Annotated in this window: 11 protein-coding genes; 6 read left to right on the top strand and 5 right to left on the bottom strand. The window is 73.9% G+C overall.

Annotation, left to right across the window (positions count from 1 at the left end; all coding sequences use genetic code 11):
* Positions 1–311 precede the first annotated feature (311 nt).
* The gene (locus DMB38_RS16480) at positions 312–1031 is read right to left on the bottom strand and encodes a bifunctional DNA primase/polymerase (RefSeq protein WP_125935832.1); all 720 of its coding nucleotides are present in this window, start codon (positions 1029–1031) and stop codon (positions 312–314) included.
* 535 nt (positions 1032–1566) lie between these two features.
* On the opposite strand from DMB38_RS16480, the gene DMB38_RS16485 reads away from it, so the two are divergent.
* Positions 1567–3384: a PP2C family protein-serine/threonine phosphatase gene (locus tag DMB38_RS16485; RefSeq protein ID WP_125935833.1), complete on the top strand. Its 1818-nt coding sequence runs from the start codon at positions 1567–1569 to the stop codon at positions 3382–3384.
* Between the two features lie 138 nt (positions 3385–3522).
* Entirely contained in the window at positions 3523–5100 is a 1578-nt protein-coding gene (locus DMB38_RS16490; RefSeq protein ID WP_125935834.1) for an aminopeptidase P family protein, read from the top strand.
* A 238-nt stretch (positions 5101–5338) separates the two neighbouring features.
* On the opposite strand, the gene DMB38_RS16495 is transcribed toward DMB38_RS16490, so the two are convergent.
* A complete protein-coding gene (locus DMB38_RS16495) occupies positions 5339–7063 on the bottom strand; it encodes a HAMP domain-containing sensor histidine kinase (protein WP_125935835.1) in 1725 nt (574 codons plus the stop codon).
* Positions 7056–7754 (bottom strand): response regulator transcription factor, encoded by a 699-nt coding sequence (locus DMB38_RS16500; RefSeq protein WP_125935836.1) that lies wholly within the window; start codon positions 7752–7754, stop codon positions 7056–7058. The genes DMB38_RS16495 and DMB38_RS16500 overlap by 8 nt, the downstream gene beginning before the upstream one ends.
* Before the next feature lie 130 nt (positions 7755–7884).
* On the opposite strand from DMB38_RS16500, the gene DMB38_RS16505 reads away from it, so the two are divergent.
* A complete protein-coding gene (locus tag DMB38_RS16505) occupies positions 7885–8421 on the top strand; it encodes a PepSY domain-containing protein (RefSeq protein ID WP_125935837.1) in 537 nt (178 codons plus the stop codon).
* 202 nt (positions 8422–8623) lie between these two features.
* Here DMB38_RS16505 and DMB38_RS16510 read toward each other — a convergent pair whose 3' ends face one another.
* Entirely contained in the window at positions 8624–9139 is a 516-nt protein-coding gene (locus DMB38_RS16510) for a DUF1772 domain-containing protein (RefSeq protein WP_125935838.1), read from the bottom strand.
* Positions 9132–9962: an NAD(P)H-binding protein gene (locus DMB38_RS16515; RefSeq protein WP_125935839.1), complete on the bottom strand. Its 831-nt coding sequence runs from the start codon at positions 9960–9962 to the stop codon at positions 9132–9134. The genes DMB38_RS16510 and DMB38_RS16515 overlap by 8 nt, the downstream gene beginning before the upstream one ends.
* 81 nt (positions 9963–10043) lie before the next feature.
* Here DMB38_RS16515 and DMB38_RS16520 point away from each other — a divergent pair, with 81 nt between their 5' ends.
* The 3 genes from DMB38_RS16520 to DMB38_RS16530 all read left to right on the top strand — a co-directional run bounded on the left by DMB38_RS16520 (position 10044) and on the right by DMB38_RS16530 (position 13401).
* Positions 10044–10985, top strand: coding sequence for an AraC family transcriptional regulator (locus DMB38_RS16520; RefSeq protein ID WP_125935840.1), 942 nt, complete (start codon positions 10044–10046; stop codon positions 10983–10985).
* Between the two features lie 154 nt (positions 10986–11139).
* Entirely contained in the window at positions 11140–12243 is a 1104-nt protein-coding gene (locus tag DMB38_RS16525) for an ionic transporter y4hA (protein ID WP_125935841.1), read from the top strand.
* Positions 12244–12408: 165 nt separating this feature from the next.
* Positions 12409–13401 carry a DUF3533 domain-containing protein gene (locus DMB38_RS16530; protein ID WP_240662303.1) on the top strand — a complete coding sequence of 331 codons (993 nt, stop codon included), beginning with the start codon at positions 12409–12411 and terminating at the stop codon, positions 13399–13401.
* The last annotated feature ends 15 nt before the right edge of the window (positions 13402–13416 follow it).

Here is a 13416-nt window from a genome sequence, read left to right on the forward strand (position 1 = left end):
TTGACGGGAATTACGACGTTCGAATTTGCGAAACGCCAAAGTGTTGTTACCGTCGCTTGTAGCCCGGTCGCTGGTGCATCCCCCGTCGCCAGCGGCCGGGTCTTTACATGCCCGGACACGGGACGGCGCGGGGACTTTACCCACCGCGCCGCGCACACCCGAAGGCGGGGGACAGAGCGCCATTTCGGCGGCGCGGGACAGACAGGACGCGGGACGGACAAGCGGTGCGCACGGGCCGCCTCGCGGCATGCCTGCCCGTACGCACCGCTCCACCTCTCGTACGCCCGCCGGGCCCGGCGGGGCGCGCCTCTTCAGCCGACGAACCTGCTGCCGCCGCCCGGAGCCGCCGCCACCGCCGCCACCAGCACGTCGACCACCGACGCCACCGGCGGCAGCCACGGCGCACCGCCGTCCGGCCCCGGCCGCGGCGCCCGCTCCCAGCGGACACGGCCCGCGCCCGTCTGCGACGGCGGCAGCGCCAGATAGCCGCCCTCGCCGTGGAAGGCCAGCGACGCCGGCACCCAGCCGAGCTCGCCGAGCAGCTCGCCCAGCTCCTCGTAGCCGTAACCGGCCACCAGCAGCGCCCAGCGCTCCGGCGTGGCCACCACCGGGCCCGTACGCACACCGAGCCGGTCCAGCCGCGCCAGCGCCCGCGCCGCGGTCACCGCGGGCAGGCTCACCGCGCTCGGCGCGCGGCCGCCGGTGGCGAGCAGCACCGGCGCGTCCGGCTGCCGCTCCCACCACCAGCGCACCATGCGCGGATCCGTCGTCGCGGCGAGCACGCCGGGGTCGTAGGGATGCGCGCCGGGTGCGGCGCACTCCGCGTAAGGGCACGCGCAGCCGCGGTCACGCGGCTGCGCGGTCGTCTCCTGTGTCCTGCTCTGCGTCCGGTCCCTGCGGCTGCGCCGCTGCGGTTCCAGGCCCGCTCCGGGTACGACGGGCCACTGCCACTGCGAAGCGAACGTCAGCGCCGCGTCCGGCAGCGCCCGCTGCCCGTTACGCCTGCGCCGCTTTCCGGGATATTCGCGCATAAGCGCTCATCCTTCCGTGGCACCAGGGTCTGCTGGCCGATTCACCTTGCGAGGGTCATACAGTCACTGCGGTCTCGGTGCGGTGTCTGTGCTGCATCGGTGCGCTGATTCGGTGCGTCGGTGCGTGCGGTCGGTCGTGCGATGGCGCGCCACGCGTTGGCCGGGCCCGGGCTCTGTCCTCTAGGACGCGCTGCCGCCCGGGCGGGTTCCTGCCGTTGCCGGCTTGTGTGGGGACCTCCGTGTCGAAATCCAGTCGACCGCAGTTGAACAGAGCACCCATCGGTTTTCAGCCAAACACAGATGCCCCGCGGACACCACCATGCCCGGGCCGACAACACTGGACATCGCATCACCAGTCCGTGTAAATGTGGATCTATTGCGAGTGGTACAGCATGAGATGGGGGTCTGCGATGCTGTTGAGCGCGATGCCTGTGCCGGTCGGGCCCGTACGGACGGGCCGCGCCGGAACGCGGGCCGCGGGTGCGGAACCCCTGCGCGAAAGCCGCCGACGGTGAGCACCCCACCGTTCCCGAATGTGGCCGGAATTGAGCTACAGAGGCTGCTGCGACCCGCCATCGCCCACCCCGCCGAGCCCCCCGCGGCCTCGTACGACCGCCTCTCCGCCTGGGCCGGCGACCTCAGCGCACTCCACGAACTCACCGGACGACTCGCCCGCACGACGGAGTTGGAAGAGGCGCTGCACGAGATCCTCCGCGCCGGCGCGGAACTCCTCGGCGCGCGCCGGGGGTTCGCCGTCCTGCAGCCCGCCGACGGCCGCGGCCCCGACACCCGCGTCGGATACGGCATCGGCGCTGCGGAACTCGGCGCCATGGAGACCGTGCCACGCGCCTCCACGTCGTACGGGCGCATCCTCGACGCCCCCGCCGCCACCCGCCCCGCCGACGTCTGCCGCCCCGACCTCGCCGCGGAACCCGACCTCCACCCCCGCCACCGCGACGTCGCCATGCGCCTCGGCTACGGGGCGGGCTACGCGGTACCGCTCGCGGCGGCGGGGGCGCCGAGCGCGGCGGCGGGCCCGGGACACCCGGGGCCGGGGCCGGGACAGCAGGACCAGGCGGGTACGGCACAACCGGGCCAGACGGGAACCGGACAGCGGACACACCCGGTGACCGGCCATCCGGGGGGCGGCTATCCGGGGGCCGGACTCCCGGGGGCCCCGCTCCCGGGAGGGGCACTCCCGGGAGCGGGGCACGCCGGCTACGGGCCGCAGCGGCCCGCGGCGGCCGGACCCGCGCCGGCCGACCACGCCGGCCACCACGACCACGGACCCGCGGCCCCCCGGCCGCAGGCCGCCGGGCCCCCGGCACCGGGCCGGGCGCACCCCCACCCCCACCCCCACACCGGACAGCCGCTGCCGGGACAGCCCGGGGGCGCCCCCGGACCCGTACACCCGGAGACACCCGGACCCGTACCGGCCGGCCCGCCCGCCTACCGCACCGGCACCCACCCCGCCCCCGCGGCCGCCGCGCCCCACGCCCTCCTCGGCGCCGTCGAGTGGCTCTACGACGGGCCCGCCCGTCCCACCGACCGGCAGCGCCGCATCGCCGGCCTCTACACCCGCCACGCCGGCGACCACCTCGCCCGGCTCCTCGACCTCACCCGCGCCCGCACCGCCGCCGACGGCGTCCGCGCCGCCCTGCTCCCCGCCCGCCTCCCCCGCGTCCCCGGCGCCCGCGTCGCCGTCCGGCACCGCACGGGACCCCTCGGCGGCGGCGACTTCTACGACGTCCTCCCCCTCCCCGACGGCGCCCTCGGCCTCGCCGTCGGCTCCGCGGGCGGCGGCGGACCCGCCGCCGTCGCCGCCATGGGCCAGTTGCGGGCCGGACTGCGCGCGTACGCCGTCATGGAAGGCGAAGACCCCGTCGCCGTCCTCTCCGACCTCGAACTCCTCATGCGGCTCACCGAACCCGGCCGCCGCGCCACCGCCCTCTTCGCCTACGCGCCGCCCGGCCGCCGCAGCATCGTCGTCGCCGGCGCCGGACACTGCCCGCCGCTCGTCACGGGCCCCTGGCGCACCGAGTACGCCGAGACCACCCTCTCCGCGCCGCTGAACATGCTCACCTGCTGGGAAGCGCCCAGCGTCACCATCGACCCCGCGCCAGGAGAAACCGTCCTCCTCTACACCGACGGCCTCCTCCACCGCACCGGCCGGCCCACCGACCAGGCCATGACCCGCCTCCACCACGCCGCCGCCACCGCCCCCGCACCCGTCCGCGACGACCCCGAAGCGCTCACCGACCACGTCCTCGCCCGCCTGCTGCCCGCCGGCCCTCACGACGGCGCCGACCACCCCGAGGACGTCGTCCTCCTCGCCGTACAGCTCACCGGCTGACCGCCACCCGGGCCAACCGGGCCGCGCGCCGTACGGAGCCCCGGCCCGCGTCGTTCGAAACGTCACTGCTCGCGGGGTCTGCGCGGCGCGCCCCCGGCCGTACGCTGGGAACGGCCACGCATCGCAGAGGAGGAAGCCGTGACCCAGGAGCAGCCGCAGACCCGGACGCCCGAGACCACGGAGACCGCGGGACCCGCGGAGACCGCGCCCGGAGCGACCGCGGAAGGCGCCGAGGGCGCGGAGGGCGCGGAAGGCGCGGAGGGCGCGGAGGGCGCCGAGGAGAAGCCCGTCAAGCAGCGCAAGAACGGCCTGTACGGGGCCCTCTCCGACGAGCTCGCCGAGAACATGAAGTCCGGCTGGGCCGACACCGAACGCCACGACCTCCAGCCCCTCCCCCAGGCCCCGTACGCCGCCGAGCGCCGCGCCGCGCTCTCCGCGCGCTTCCCCGGCGAACGCCTCGTCATCCCCGCCGGCAACCTCAAGGTCCGGGCCAACGACACCGAATACCCCTTCCGGCCCTCCTCCGACTACGCCTACCTCACCGGCGACCAGACCGAGGACGGCGTGCTCGTCCTGGAGCCCGTCACCACCGGCGACGGCACCCCGGGACACGAGGCGACCGCGTACCTGCTGCCGCGCTCCGACCGCACCAACGGCGAGTTCTGGCTCTCCGGCCAGGGCGAGCTGTGGGTCGGCCGGCGCAACAGCCTCACCGAGAACGAGAAGCTGCTCGGCCTCCCCGTCAAGGACGTCCGCAAGCTCACCGAGCACCTGGCGGAGGCCACCGGCCCCGTACGGCTGCTGCGCGGCTACGACGCCGCCGTCGACAAGGCCCTCGACGACAAGGTCACCGGCGAGCGGGACGAGGAGTTCCGCGTCTTCCTCTCCGAGATGCGGCTCGTCAAGGACGAGTTCGAGATCGCGGAGCTGGAGTACGCGTGCGAGTCGACCGCGCGCGGCTTCGAGGACGTCGTGAAGATCCTCGACCGGGCCGAGGCCACCAGCGAACGCTACATCGAGGGCACGTTCTTCCTCCGCGCGCGCGTCGAGGGCAACGACGTCGGCTACAGCTCCATCTGCGCCTCCGGCCCCCACGCCACCACGCTCCACTGGGTGCGCAACGACGGCCCCGTCCGCTCCGGCGAACTGCTCCTGCTCGACGCCGGCGTCGAGACCCGCAACCTCTACACCGCCGACGTCACCCGCACCCTCCCCATCGACGGCACGTACACGCCGCTGCAGCGGCGGATCTACGACGCCGTGTACGAGGCGCAGGAGGCGGGCATCGCCGCCGTCCGGCCGGGGGCGGCGTACCGCGACTTCCACGACGCGTCGCAGCGGGTGCTGGCGGCGAAGCTCATCGAGTGGGGGCTGCTCCAGGTCGAGGACGTGGACAAGGTGCTGGAGCTGGGACTCCAGCGGCGCTGGACGCTGCACGGCACGGGGCACATGCTCGGCATCGACGTCCACGACTGCGCCGCGGCCCGCACCGAGGAGTACGTGGGCGGCACGCTGCGGCCGGGGATGTGCCTGACGGTGGAGCCGGGGCTGTACTTCCAGGCGGATGACCTGACGGTGCCGGAGGAGTACCGGGGCATCGGCGTGCGGATCGAGGACGACATCCTGGTGACGGAGGATGGCTGCCGGAACCTGTCGGCCGGGCTGCCGCGGCAGGCGGATGAGGTCGAGGCGTGGATGGCGCGGCTGCGGGGCTGATGCGCGGGACGGTGCGGAGCACCGGCCGGTGCGTACGGGCGGACACCGGCCGGTGCACTGGAGAAGACGCAGACGGGGCGCGGAAGGTTTGCACGAATGCGGCGCCCCGCCCGGCTGGTCGGCTCTGTGACGCCTGGCGCCTGTCGCTTGATGCCTGACACCCGCCAACTGACGGCTGACAGATTTCGAAATCTGTCAGCCGTTAGTCGTTACTCGTTAGCCGTCACCCGCGCCCTCGTCAGTCGCCGGCCGGCGGTCCGCTCAGCGGCAGCCGTACGGTGAACAGCGCCCCGCCGCCCGCCGCCTCGCCGACGCCGATCGTCCCTCCGTGGCGTACGACCACGTCCCGGACGATCGCCAGGCCCAGGCCCGCGCCGCCCTCGTCGCGGCTGCGGGCGTCGTCGAGGCGGACGAACCGCTCGAAGATCCGCTCCCGGTCCGCCGCGGGCACACCCGCGCCGTCGTCCGCGATGTCCAGCACCGCCCACGCGCCCTCGCGGCGCACGCTGACGTCGACCCGGCCGGCGGCGTGCCGTACCGCGTTGTTCAGCAGGTTGCCGAGGACGCGCTCCAGTTGGCCGCGCGATCCGGCCACCGTGGCGTCCGCCACTTCCCCGGTCACGACCGCCACCTCGCGCCCCGGACCAGCGCTCTCCTGGCCCTCCGCGTGGCGGCGTTCCACAGTCTCCCGTACCAGCGCGCCCAGCGCGACCGGCTTGCCCAAAGGCTCCTCCCCGGCGTCCAGCCGGGCCAGCAGGAGCAGGTCGGCGGCGAGGTGCTGGAGCCGTACGGTGTCCGCCACCGCGCCGTCCAGGTCGAGGAGTTCGGGGTGCGCAGCGGCGACCTCCAGTTGGGTGCGGAGCGAGGCGATGGGGCTGCGCAGTTCGTGGGAGGCGTCGGCGACGAAGCGGCGCTGGCGTTCGACGGACTTCTCCAGGGCGGTCAGAGTCTCGTTGGTGGTGCGGGCGAGCCGGGCGACCTCGTCGCGGCTGGCGGGCTCCGGCACCCGGCGGGAGAGGTCCGTGGAGGCGGTGATCGCGGCCATCTCGCCGCGGATGCCCTCGACGGGGCGCAGCGCGCGCCGCGTGACGAGCCAGGTCACGCCGGCCACCACGGCAAGGAGCGGGACCAGCCCGGCGAGCATGGCGCGGCCGACGGTGCCGACGGCGTTCTGCTCGGTGTCGAGGGGGACACCGGCCCAGACGGTGTAGGTCTGGCCGTCGGGGGTGGTGACCTTGAGGCCGGCGAAGCGGTAGTCGGCGCGTTCGCCGTCGAGTACGGCCGTGCCGGTGTGGCGTTCCGCTTCGTCCTCGACCTCGCCGCGCCGCGGCGCGGGGTCGTCGTCGCCGGAGTCGCCGGAGTCGTCGGCCGAGTCGTTCCCGGAGTCGTCGGAGTCGTCGGCCGAGTCGTTCCCGGAGTCGTCGGAGTCGTCGGAGTTCGCCTCGTCCGCGGCGTCGTCCGCCGCGTCCTCGGCGTCCTCGGCGTCGTCGTCCGCGTCGTCGTCCGCGTCGTCGCGGTCCCCGCCGTTGTCGTCGCCCGAGTCCCCCGAGTCGTCGGAGTCGTCCGGGTCGCCCGTGGGGCTCGGCGTGGGCGTCTGTGTCGGCGTCGGCGCGGGGCTCGGCGGCGGGCTTTCCGTGCGGGCGTCCCGCGGCGGTGTGGTGGGGCCGTCGCCGGCGCCGGTGATGTGGCCGAGGTCCTCGCTTTCGAGCACCATCCGGTCCCTGTCGTCGCGTACGACGGTGGGGTTGTCCTCGGGGAGGTCGAGGTCGGCGAGCGGGATGCCGTTGCTCAGTTCCGTCGCGATGCGGCGCGCGTTGACCTCGGCGCGCAGTTCGGTCTGGTCGTGCAGGTTGGAGCGGAGGACGAGCAGGACGGCGACGCCCGCCGCGACGAGCGCGAGGGCGACGACGGCCGTGGCGCCGACCGCGGCCTTGGCGCGTACGGAGGAGAAGGGGCTACGCACGGGCGCTGCCGCCGGCGGTGTCGGGGTCGGGGCCGGGGTCGGCGAGCCGGTAGCCGGCGCCGCGTACGGTCTGGATGGTGCGGGCGCCGAGTTTGCGGCGCAGGGCGCTGACGTAGACCTCGACGATGTTGGGGTCGCCGTCGTAGGCGAAGTCCCAGGCGTGGTCGAGGATCTCGGACTTGGCGACGACCTCGCCGGCGCGCTGCGCGAGCACTTCGAGGACCGCGAACTCCTTGGTCGTCAGCGTCACCTCGGTGTCGCCGACGTGGACCCGGCGCGCGGCGGGGTCGACGGCGAGGGCGCCGACGCGCAGGACGGGGGCGGCGGTGCGGCCGCGGCGGCGCAGGAGGGCGCGTACGCGGGCGAGGAGGACGACGTAGCTGAAGGGCTTGGTGAGGTAGTCGTCGGCGCCGGTGTCGAGGCCCTCGGCCTCGTCGTACTCGCCGTCCTTGGCGGTGAGCATGAGGATGGGGGTCTCGTCGCCGGCGGCGCGGAGGGCGGCGCAGACGCGGTAGCCGTTCAGGCCGGGGAGCATGATGTCGAGGACGATGAGGTCGTAGTCGGTCTCGGTGGCCCGGTGCAGGCCCTCGACGCCGTCGTGGACGACGTCCACGGCGAAGCCCTCGGCGGCGAGCCCGCGGGCGAGGGAGGTGGCGAGACGTCGCTCGTCCTCGACGATCAGCAGTCGCATGCCCCTAAGGGTCGCAAACCGAACCTGAAGAACCGTTCAGGTGCCTTCAGGGTGCCTTCAGGGTCGCTCAGGCAGCTTGGTCCCTGTCAGCACAGAGCGGCACGGGCCGTCGACAGCAGGAGGAACCCTCATGAAGCGCAACATCGTCATCGCCGCCGTCGCGTCGGCCGCTCTGATCACCGGAGGCACGGTGACCGCGGTCGCGGCCTCGAACGGCGGCGACAGCGGCGCGGACGCCGCCTCGGTGCCGGCGGACGTACAGGTGGCCGACGACGACCGCGACGACGACGGCCAGGACGACCGGGACGACCGGGACGACCGCGACGACGACGGCCAGGACGACGACCGGGCCGAGGCGGAGGCGCTCGCCGCGGCGAAGGTGAGCGTGGACGACGCGATCGCCGCGGCGCTGCAGGAGCACGCTGGGACGGTGGGTTCCGCCGAGTTCGACGCTGCGGACGACGACGGCAAGAACGAGGCCAGCAAGTGGGAGATCGACGTCCTCGGCGAGGACGGCAAGTGGTACGAGGTGAACGTCGACGCCGCCAGCGGTGACGTCGTCGCCGACCGCGGTGACGACGACGGCCAGTCGGACGACAGCGACGACGACAGCGACGACGGCAAGGACGACGACAGCGACGACCGGGGTGACGACTCCGACGACTGAGCCACCGGCCCCTCTCCTACGCCCCTCTCCACCCCCTGATCCATCCCCCCGGCCCCCGGCGGGTGCCGCCCCGTGATACTCCCCGGTTCACACGGAGGCGGGCCCGCCGGGGGCTTTCCCCTGTGCGCGGGTGGGCCCGCGCACGACGAAGGCCGGCCCCGGAGCCCCGTGCCCCCGGTGCCGGCCCCGTCGCGCCACCCGGCTATCCCTTGCCGGTGGCGCGTCCGTACTGCAGCAGCGCCCAGCTCACGCTGCCGAAGGAGAGCACCATGACGACGGAGCGGACGTTGTTCCAGCGCACCCACCTGTCCTCCACCCGCTCGCGCAGCCCGGCCAGGTCCTTGATCTGGTCGACGGCGCCGGCGGCGTCGAGTTCGTTGTTCATCGGCACGTTGATCGCGAAGGTGATGGCCAGCATGGCGACGTAGAGGACGAGCGCGGCGACGAGCCACGGGAGCGGCTTGGACCGCTGGTCGCCGTCGGCGCCGAGGAGCAGTCCGCCGGCCAGCAGGAGGAGGACGAAGGCGCCGCCGAAGGTGAGGGCGAACCAGCCGTTCATCATGGCCCGGTTCATCTGCTGGAAGCTTTCGACGAAGGTGCGGTCGGAGGCGCGGGCGAGGCCGGGCATCACGGAGTACGACCAGACGTAGAAGAGGCCGGCGCTCAGTCCCGTGGTGAGGACGGCCGCGAAGAGCGCGGCGGTGCGGAAGTCAGACATTCCAGGCTCCTCTGGCGGCCGCTTCGCGCACGAAGTCGGTGAAGTCGCGGGGGGCGCGTCCCAGGGCTTTGCGGACGCCGTCGGTGAGGTGGGCGTTGCGGCCGTCGAGTATGCGGGTGAAGAGTTCGGCGAAGATCTCGACGACGTCGGGCGGGAGGTGTCCGGCGGCGGATTTCCGGAACTGTTCGGGGGTGACGGGCACGTAGCGCACGTCGCGGCCGGTGGCGCGGCCGATCTCTGCGGCGGCGTCGCCGAAGGTGAGGAGGCGGGGGCCGCTCAGTTCGTACGTGGTCCCACTGTGCCCGTCTTCGGTGAGGGCCGCGACCACGACGTCGGCGATGTCGCGGGTGTCGAGGAAGGGCTCGGGGACGTCGGCGGCGGGGAGGACGAGTTCGCCGGAGAGGACGGGTTCGAGGAGGAAGTCCTCGTCGAAGTTCTGCATGAACCAGGCGCAGCGGACGATGGTCCACTGGGCGCCGGATTCCTTGACGGCGTCCTCGCTGGGGTGGCATTCGGGTTCGCCGCGGCCGGAGAGGAGGACGAGGCGCTGTACGCCGGCGCGTACGGCCGTCTCGGTGAAGGCGCGGATGGCGGGGGCGGCGGCGGGGTCGGCGAGGTCGGGGGCGTAGGTGAGGTAGGCGGTGCGGACGCCGCGGAGGGCGGGGGTCCAGGTGTCGGGGGCGTGCCAGTCGAAGGGGGTGTCGCTGCGGCGGGAGACGGCGCGTACGGCGTGGCCGCGGGCGGTGAGGGTCTCGGTGACGTGGCGACCGGTCTTGCCGGTGCCGCCGATGATGAGGTGGATGTTCTGGTCGTTGTTCGTCATATGGCCAGTGAAGCCGCGTGGGGCTGGACGCTCCATGGCTGAAAGGCTCGATCGCATACGTGAGCGTCTACGCTGGGGGGTATGGATTCGATTGCCGGTCTTCTGGACAGTCCGCGGGCGCATGGCGCGTTGATGATCCGGGCGCTGCTGGAACCGCCGTGGTCGGTGCGGGTGGTGGACCGGGCGCCGTTGTCGATCGTGGCGCTCGCGAGCGGTACGGCGTGGGTGACGTATGACGATGCGGAGCCGGTGCGGGTGGGGGAGGGCGAGATCGCGATCATGCGCGGCCCGGATCCGTATGTCTTCTCGGATCATCCGGCGACGGAGCCGCAGGCCGTGATCCACGCGGGCGGGCGCTGTGAGACGCCGGACGGGCGGAGTCTGGCGGACGAGCTGGATGCGGACGTGCGGACGTGGACGCACGGCGGCGGCGGGTCGGCGCGGATGCTGATCGGGTCGTACGAGAACAGCGGCGAGATCGGTGCGCGGCTGCTGGACGCGCTGCCGCGGCTGGTGGTGGTGACGAAGGAGATGTGCGACTGCCCGGTGCTGCCGGTGCTGGAGGAGGAGATCGGGCGGAACGGGCCCGCGCAGCGGGTGGTGCTGGACCGGCTGCTGGATCTGCTGGTGGTGGCGGCGCTGCGGGCGTGGTTCGCGCGGCCGGAGGCGCGGGCGCCCGGGTGGTACCGGGCGCAGGGGGATCCGGTGGTGGGGCGGGCGCTGAAGCTGCTGCACAACGATCCGGCGCATCCGTGGACGGTGGCGGAGCTGGCGGTGCGGGCGGGGGTGTCGCGGGCGGCGCTGGCGCGGCGGTTCGCGGAGCTGGTGGGGGAGCCGCCGATGACGTATCTGACGGGGTGGCGGCTGGCGTTGGCGGCGGATCTGCTGCGGGAGCCGGATGCGACGGTGGGTGCGGTGGCGCGGCGGGTGGGGTATGGGAGTCCGTTTGCGCTGAGTACGGCGTTCAAGAGGGTGCACGGGGTGAGCCCGCAGGAGCACCGGCTGGCGGCGGCGGGGGCGTAGGGCGGGAAGGCCAGGGGCGTACGGGCGGGGGGCGCCCGGGGCGTACGCGCGGGAACGCCCACGCCGTACGGGCCGGGACGCCCGGGGCCGTACGGGACCGCCGTCCGGCCGCGCACGATGAGCAGGGGCGCGCGCCGCGTGCCACTGTCGGAACATGACCGTCCGCACGGCTTCCCGGCGCATCCACTGGTCGGTCGTCGTGCCGCCGGCGGCCGCGGTGGTGCTCGTCTTCACATGGCAGCGTTCACTCTCGGGCGTCATGACGGGTGTCGTCTGCTTCTTCCTCATCACCGCGGTGCTGGCGGCCGTGCATCACGCGGAGGTGGTCGCGGAGCGGATCGGGCAGCCGTACGGGGCGCTGGTGCTGGCGGTGGCGGTGACGGTCATCGAGGTGGCGCTGATCGTCACGATGATGGTCGACGGGGGCGAGAAGGCGAGCGCGCTGGCCCGGGACACGGTGTTCGCCGCGGTGATGATCACGTGCAACGGGATCGTCGGCCTCAGTCTGCTGCTGGTGGCGCTGCGCCGCGGGGAGGCGTTCTTCAGCGCGGAGGGCACGGGGACGCAGTTGGCGACGGTGACGACGCTGGCGGGGCTGAGTCTGGTGCTGCCGAAGTTCACGACGAGCGAGCCGGGGCCGGTGTTCGCGACGGCGCAGTTGGCGTTCGCGGCGCTGGCGTCGATCGCGCTGTACGGGATGTTCGTGGCGACGCAGACGGTGCGGCACCGGGAGAAGTTCCTGCCGGTGACGCCGGGCGGCGAGGTGATCGACGACCTGGACGACCCGGCGCACCGGCCGTCGAAGGGTACGGCGTGGCTGGGTCTCGGGCTGCTGCTGCTGGCGCTGGTGTGTGTGGTGGGGCTGGCGAAGGGGGTGTCGCCTGCGATCGAGGACGGGCTGGACGCGGCGGGGCTGCCGCGCTCGGCGGTGGGTGCGGCGATCGCGCTGCTGGTGCTGCTGCCGGAGTCGATCGCGGCGGTGCGGGAGGCGGGCAGGGACCGGGTGCAGACGAGCCTGAACCTGGCGTACGGGTCGGCGATCGCGAGTATCGGGCTGACGATCCCGACGGTGGCGATCGCGTCGATATGGCTGGCGGGGCCGCTGAAGCTGGGGCTGGGGAGCAGCCAGTTGGTGCTGCTGACGATGACGGTGCTGGTGGGGACGCTGACGGTGACGCACGGGCGGGCGACGCTGCAGCAGGGCGGGGTGCATCTGGCGTTGTTCGCGGCGTATCTGGTGCTGGCGGTGATGCCGTGAAGGGGGGCGCGGCCCGTTCGGGCGTATCCGCGGTGCGGGGGCGGGGGGTGTCGCGGAGGCTGGGGGCATGCGTCTGGACAACGGGGACGGCCTGGGGGGCAGCGGGGCGGCTGACGGCGGGGTACCCGGCGGGGGTTCGGGGGCGGGGGGAGTCTCCGGCAACAGGTGAAGGACGCGGTGACGCCGCGGTCCGCGCTGCTGGTGCTGGGGGTGCTGGCGCTGGGCGTGCTCTTCATCACCTCGTACGCGGGGGCCTTCCACGCGCCGAAGCCGAAGGACGTGCCGCTCGGGGTGGTCGCCCCGGCGCGGGAGCGGGGGAGGGTGGTCGACGGGCTGAACGGGCTGCCGGGTTCGCCGCTGTCGGCGCGGGCGGCGGCGTCGCGGGACGCGGCGGTGGACCGGATCCGGGACCGCGGTCTGGACGGCGCGCTGGTCGTCGACCCGCGGGGGTCGACGGACGTGCTGCTGGTCGCGAGCGGCGGCGGGCCGTCGCTGTCGGACGCGGTGCGGAAGGTCGTGACGGCGGCGGAGCGGGCGCAGGGCCGGGACGTGCGGACGGTGGACGTGGCGCCGGCGGACCCGGGGGACGCGCGGGGGTTGTCGGCGTTCTACCTGGTGGTGGGGTGGTGCGTCGGCGGGTATCTGTGCGCGGCGATCCTCGCGGTCAGTTACGGGGCGCGGCCGGCGGACGCGCGGCGGGCGGTGATCCGGCTGGGGGTGCTGGTGGTGTACGCGATCGCGCTGGGGGTGCTGGGTGCGGTGGTGATCGGGCCGGTGCTGGGGGCGCTGCCGGGCAGCGTGCTGGGTCTTGCGGCGCTGGGGGCGCTGGTGGTGTGTGCGGCGGGGGCGACGACGTTCGCGTTCCAGGGGATGCTGGGGATCCTCGGGCTCGGGATGACGGTGCTGGTGATCGTCATCGCGGGCAATCCGAGCGCGGGCGGGCCGTATCCGTATCCGCTGCTGCCGCCGTTCTGGCGGGAGATCGGTCCGGCGCTGGTCCCGGGGGCCGGGACGTGGACGGCGCGGTCGATCGCGTACTTCGACGGGCGGGCGATGACGGGGTCGCTGCTGGTGATCGCGGCGTGGGCGGTGGGCGGGGCGGTGCTGACGCTGCTGTTCGCCCGTATCGACAAGGCGGACGCCCGCCGCCTGGTCTGAGAGCGGCCCGGCACG

Source organism: Streptomyces sp. WAC 06738, from assembly GCF_003945505.1.
Taxonomy (GTDB): Bacteria; Actinomycetota; Actinomycetes; order Streptomycetales; family Streptomycetaceae; genus Streptomyces.

Bases quoted from the DNA above. Each gene is read 5' to 3' on its own strand.
- DMB38_RS16510 (WP_125935838.1), bottom strand. From the start codon at position 9,139: ATGTCTGACTTCCGCACCGCCGCGCTCTTCGCGGCCGTCCTCACCACG.
- DMB38_RS16505 (WP_125935837.1), top strand. From the start codon at position 7,885: ATGAAGCGCAACATCGTCATCGCCGCCGTCGCGTCGGCCGCTCTGATC.
- DMB38_RS16515 (WP_125935839.1), bottom strand. From the start codon at position 9,962: ATGACGAACAACGACCAGAACATCCACCTCATCATCGGCGGCACCGGC.
- DMB38_RS16520 (WP_125935840.1), top strand. From the start codon at position 10,044: ATGGATTCGATTGCCGGTCTTCTGGACAGTCCGCGGGCGCATGGCGCG.
- DMB38_RS16500 (WP_125935836.1), bottom strand. From the start codon at position 7,754: ATGCGACTGCTGATCGTCGAGGACGAGCGACGTCTCGCCACCTCCCTC.
- DMB38_RS16480 (WP_125935832.1), bottom strand. From the start codon at position 1,031: ATGCGCGAATATCCCGGAAAGCGGCGCAGGCGTAACGGGCAGCGGGCG.
- DMB38_RS16525 (WP_125935841.1), top strand. From the start codon at position 11,140: ATGACCGTCCGCACGGCTTCCCGGCGCATCCACTGGTCGGTCGTCGTG.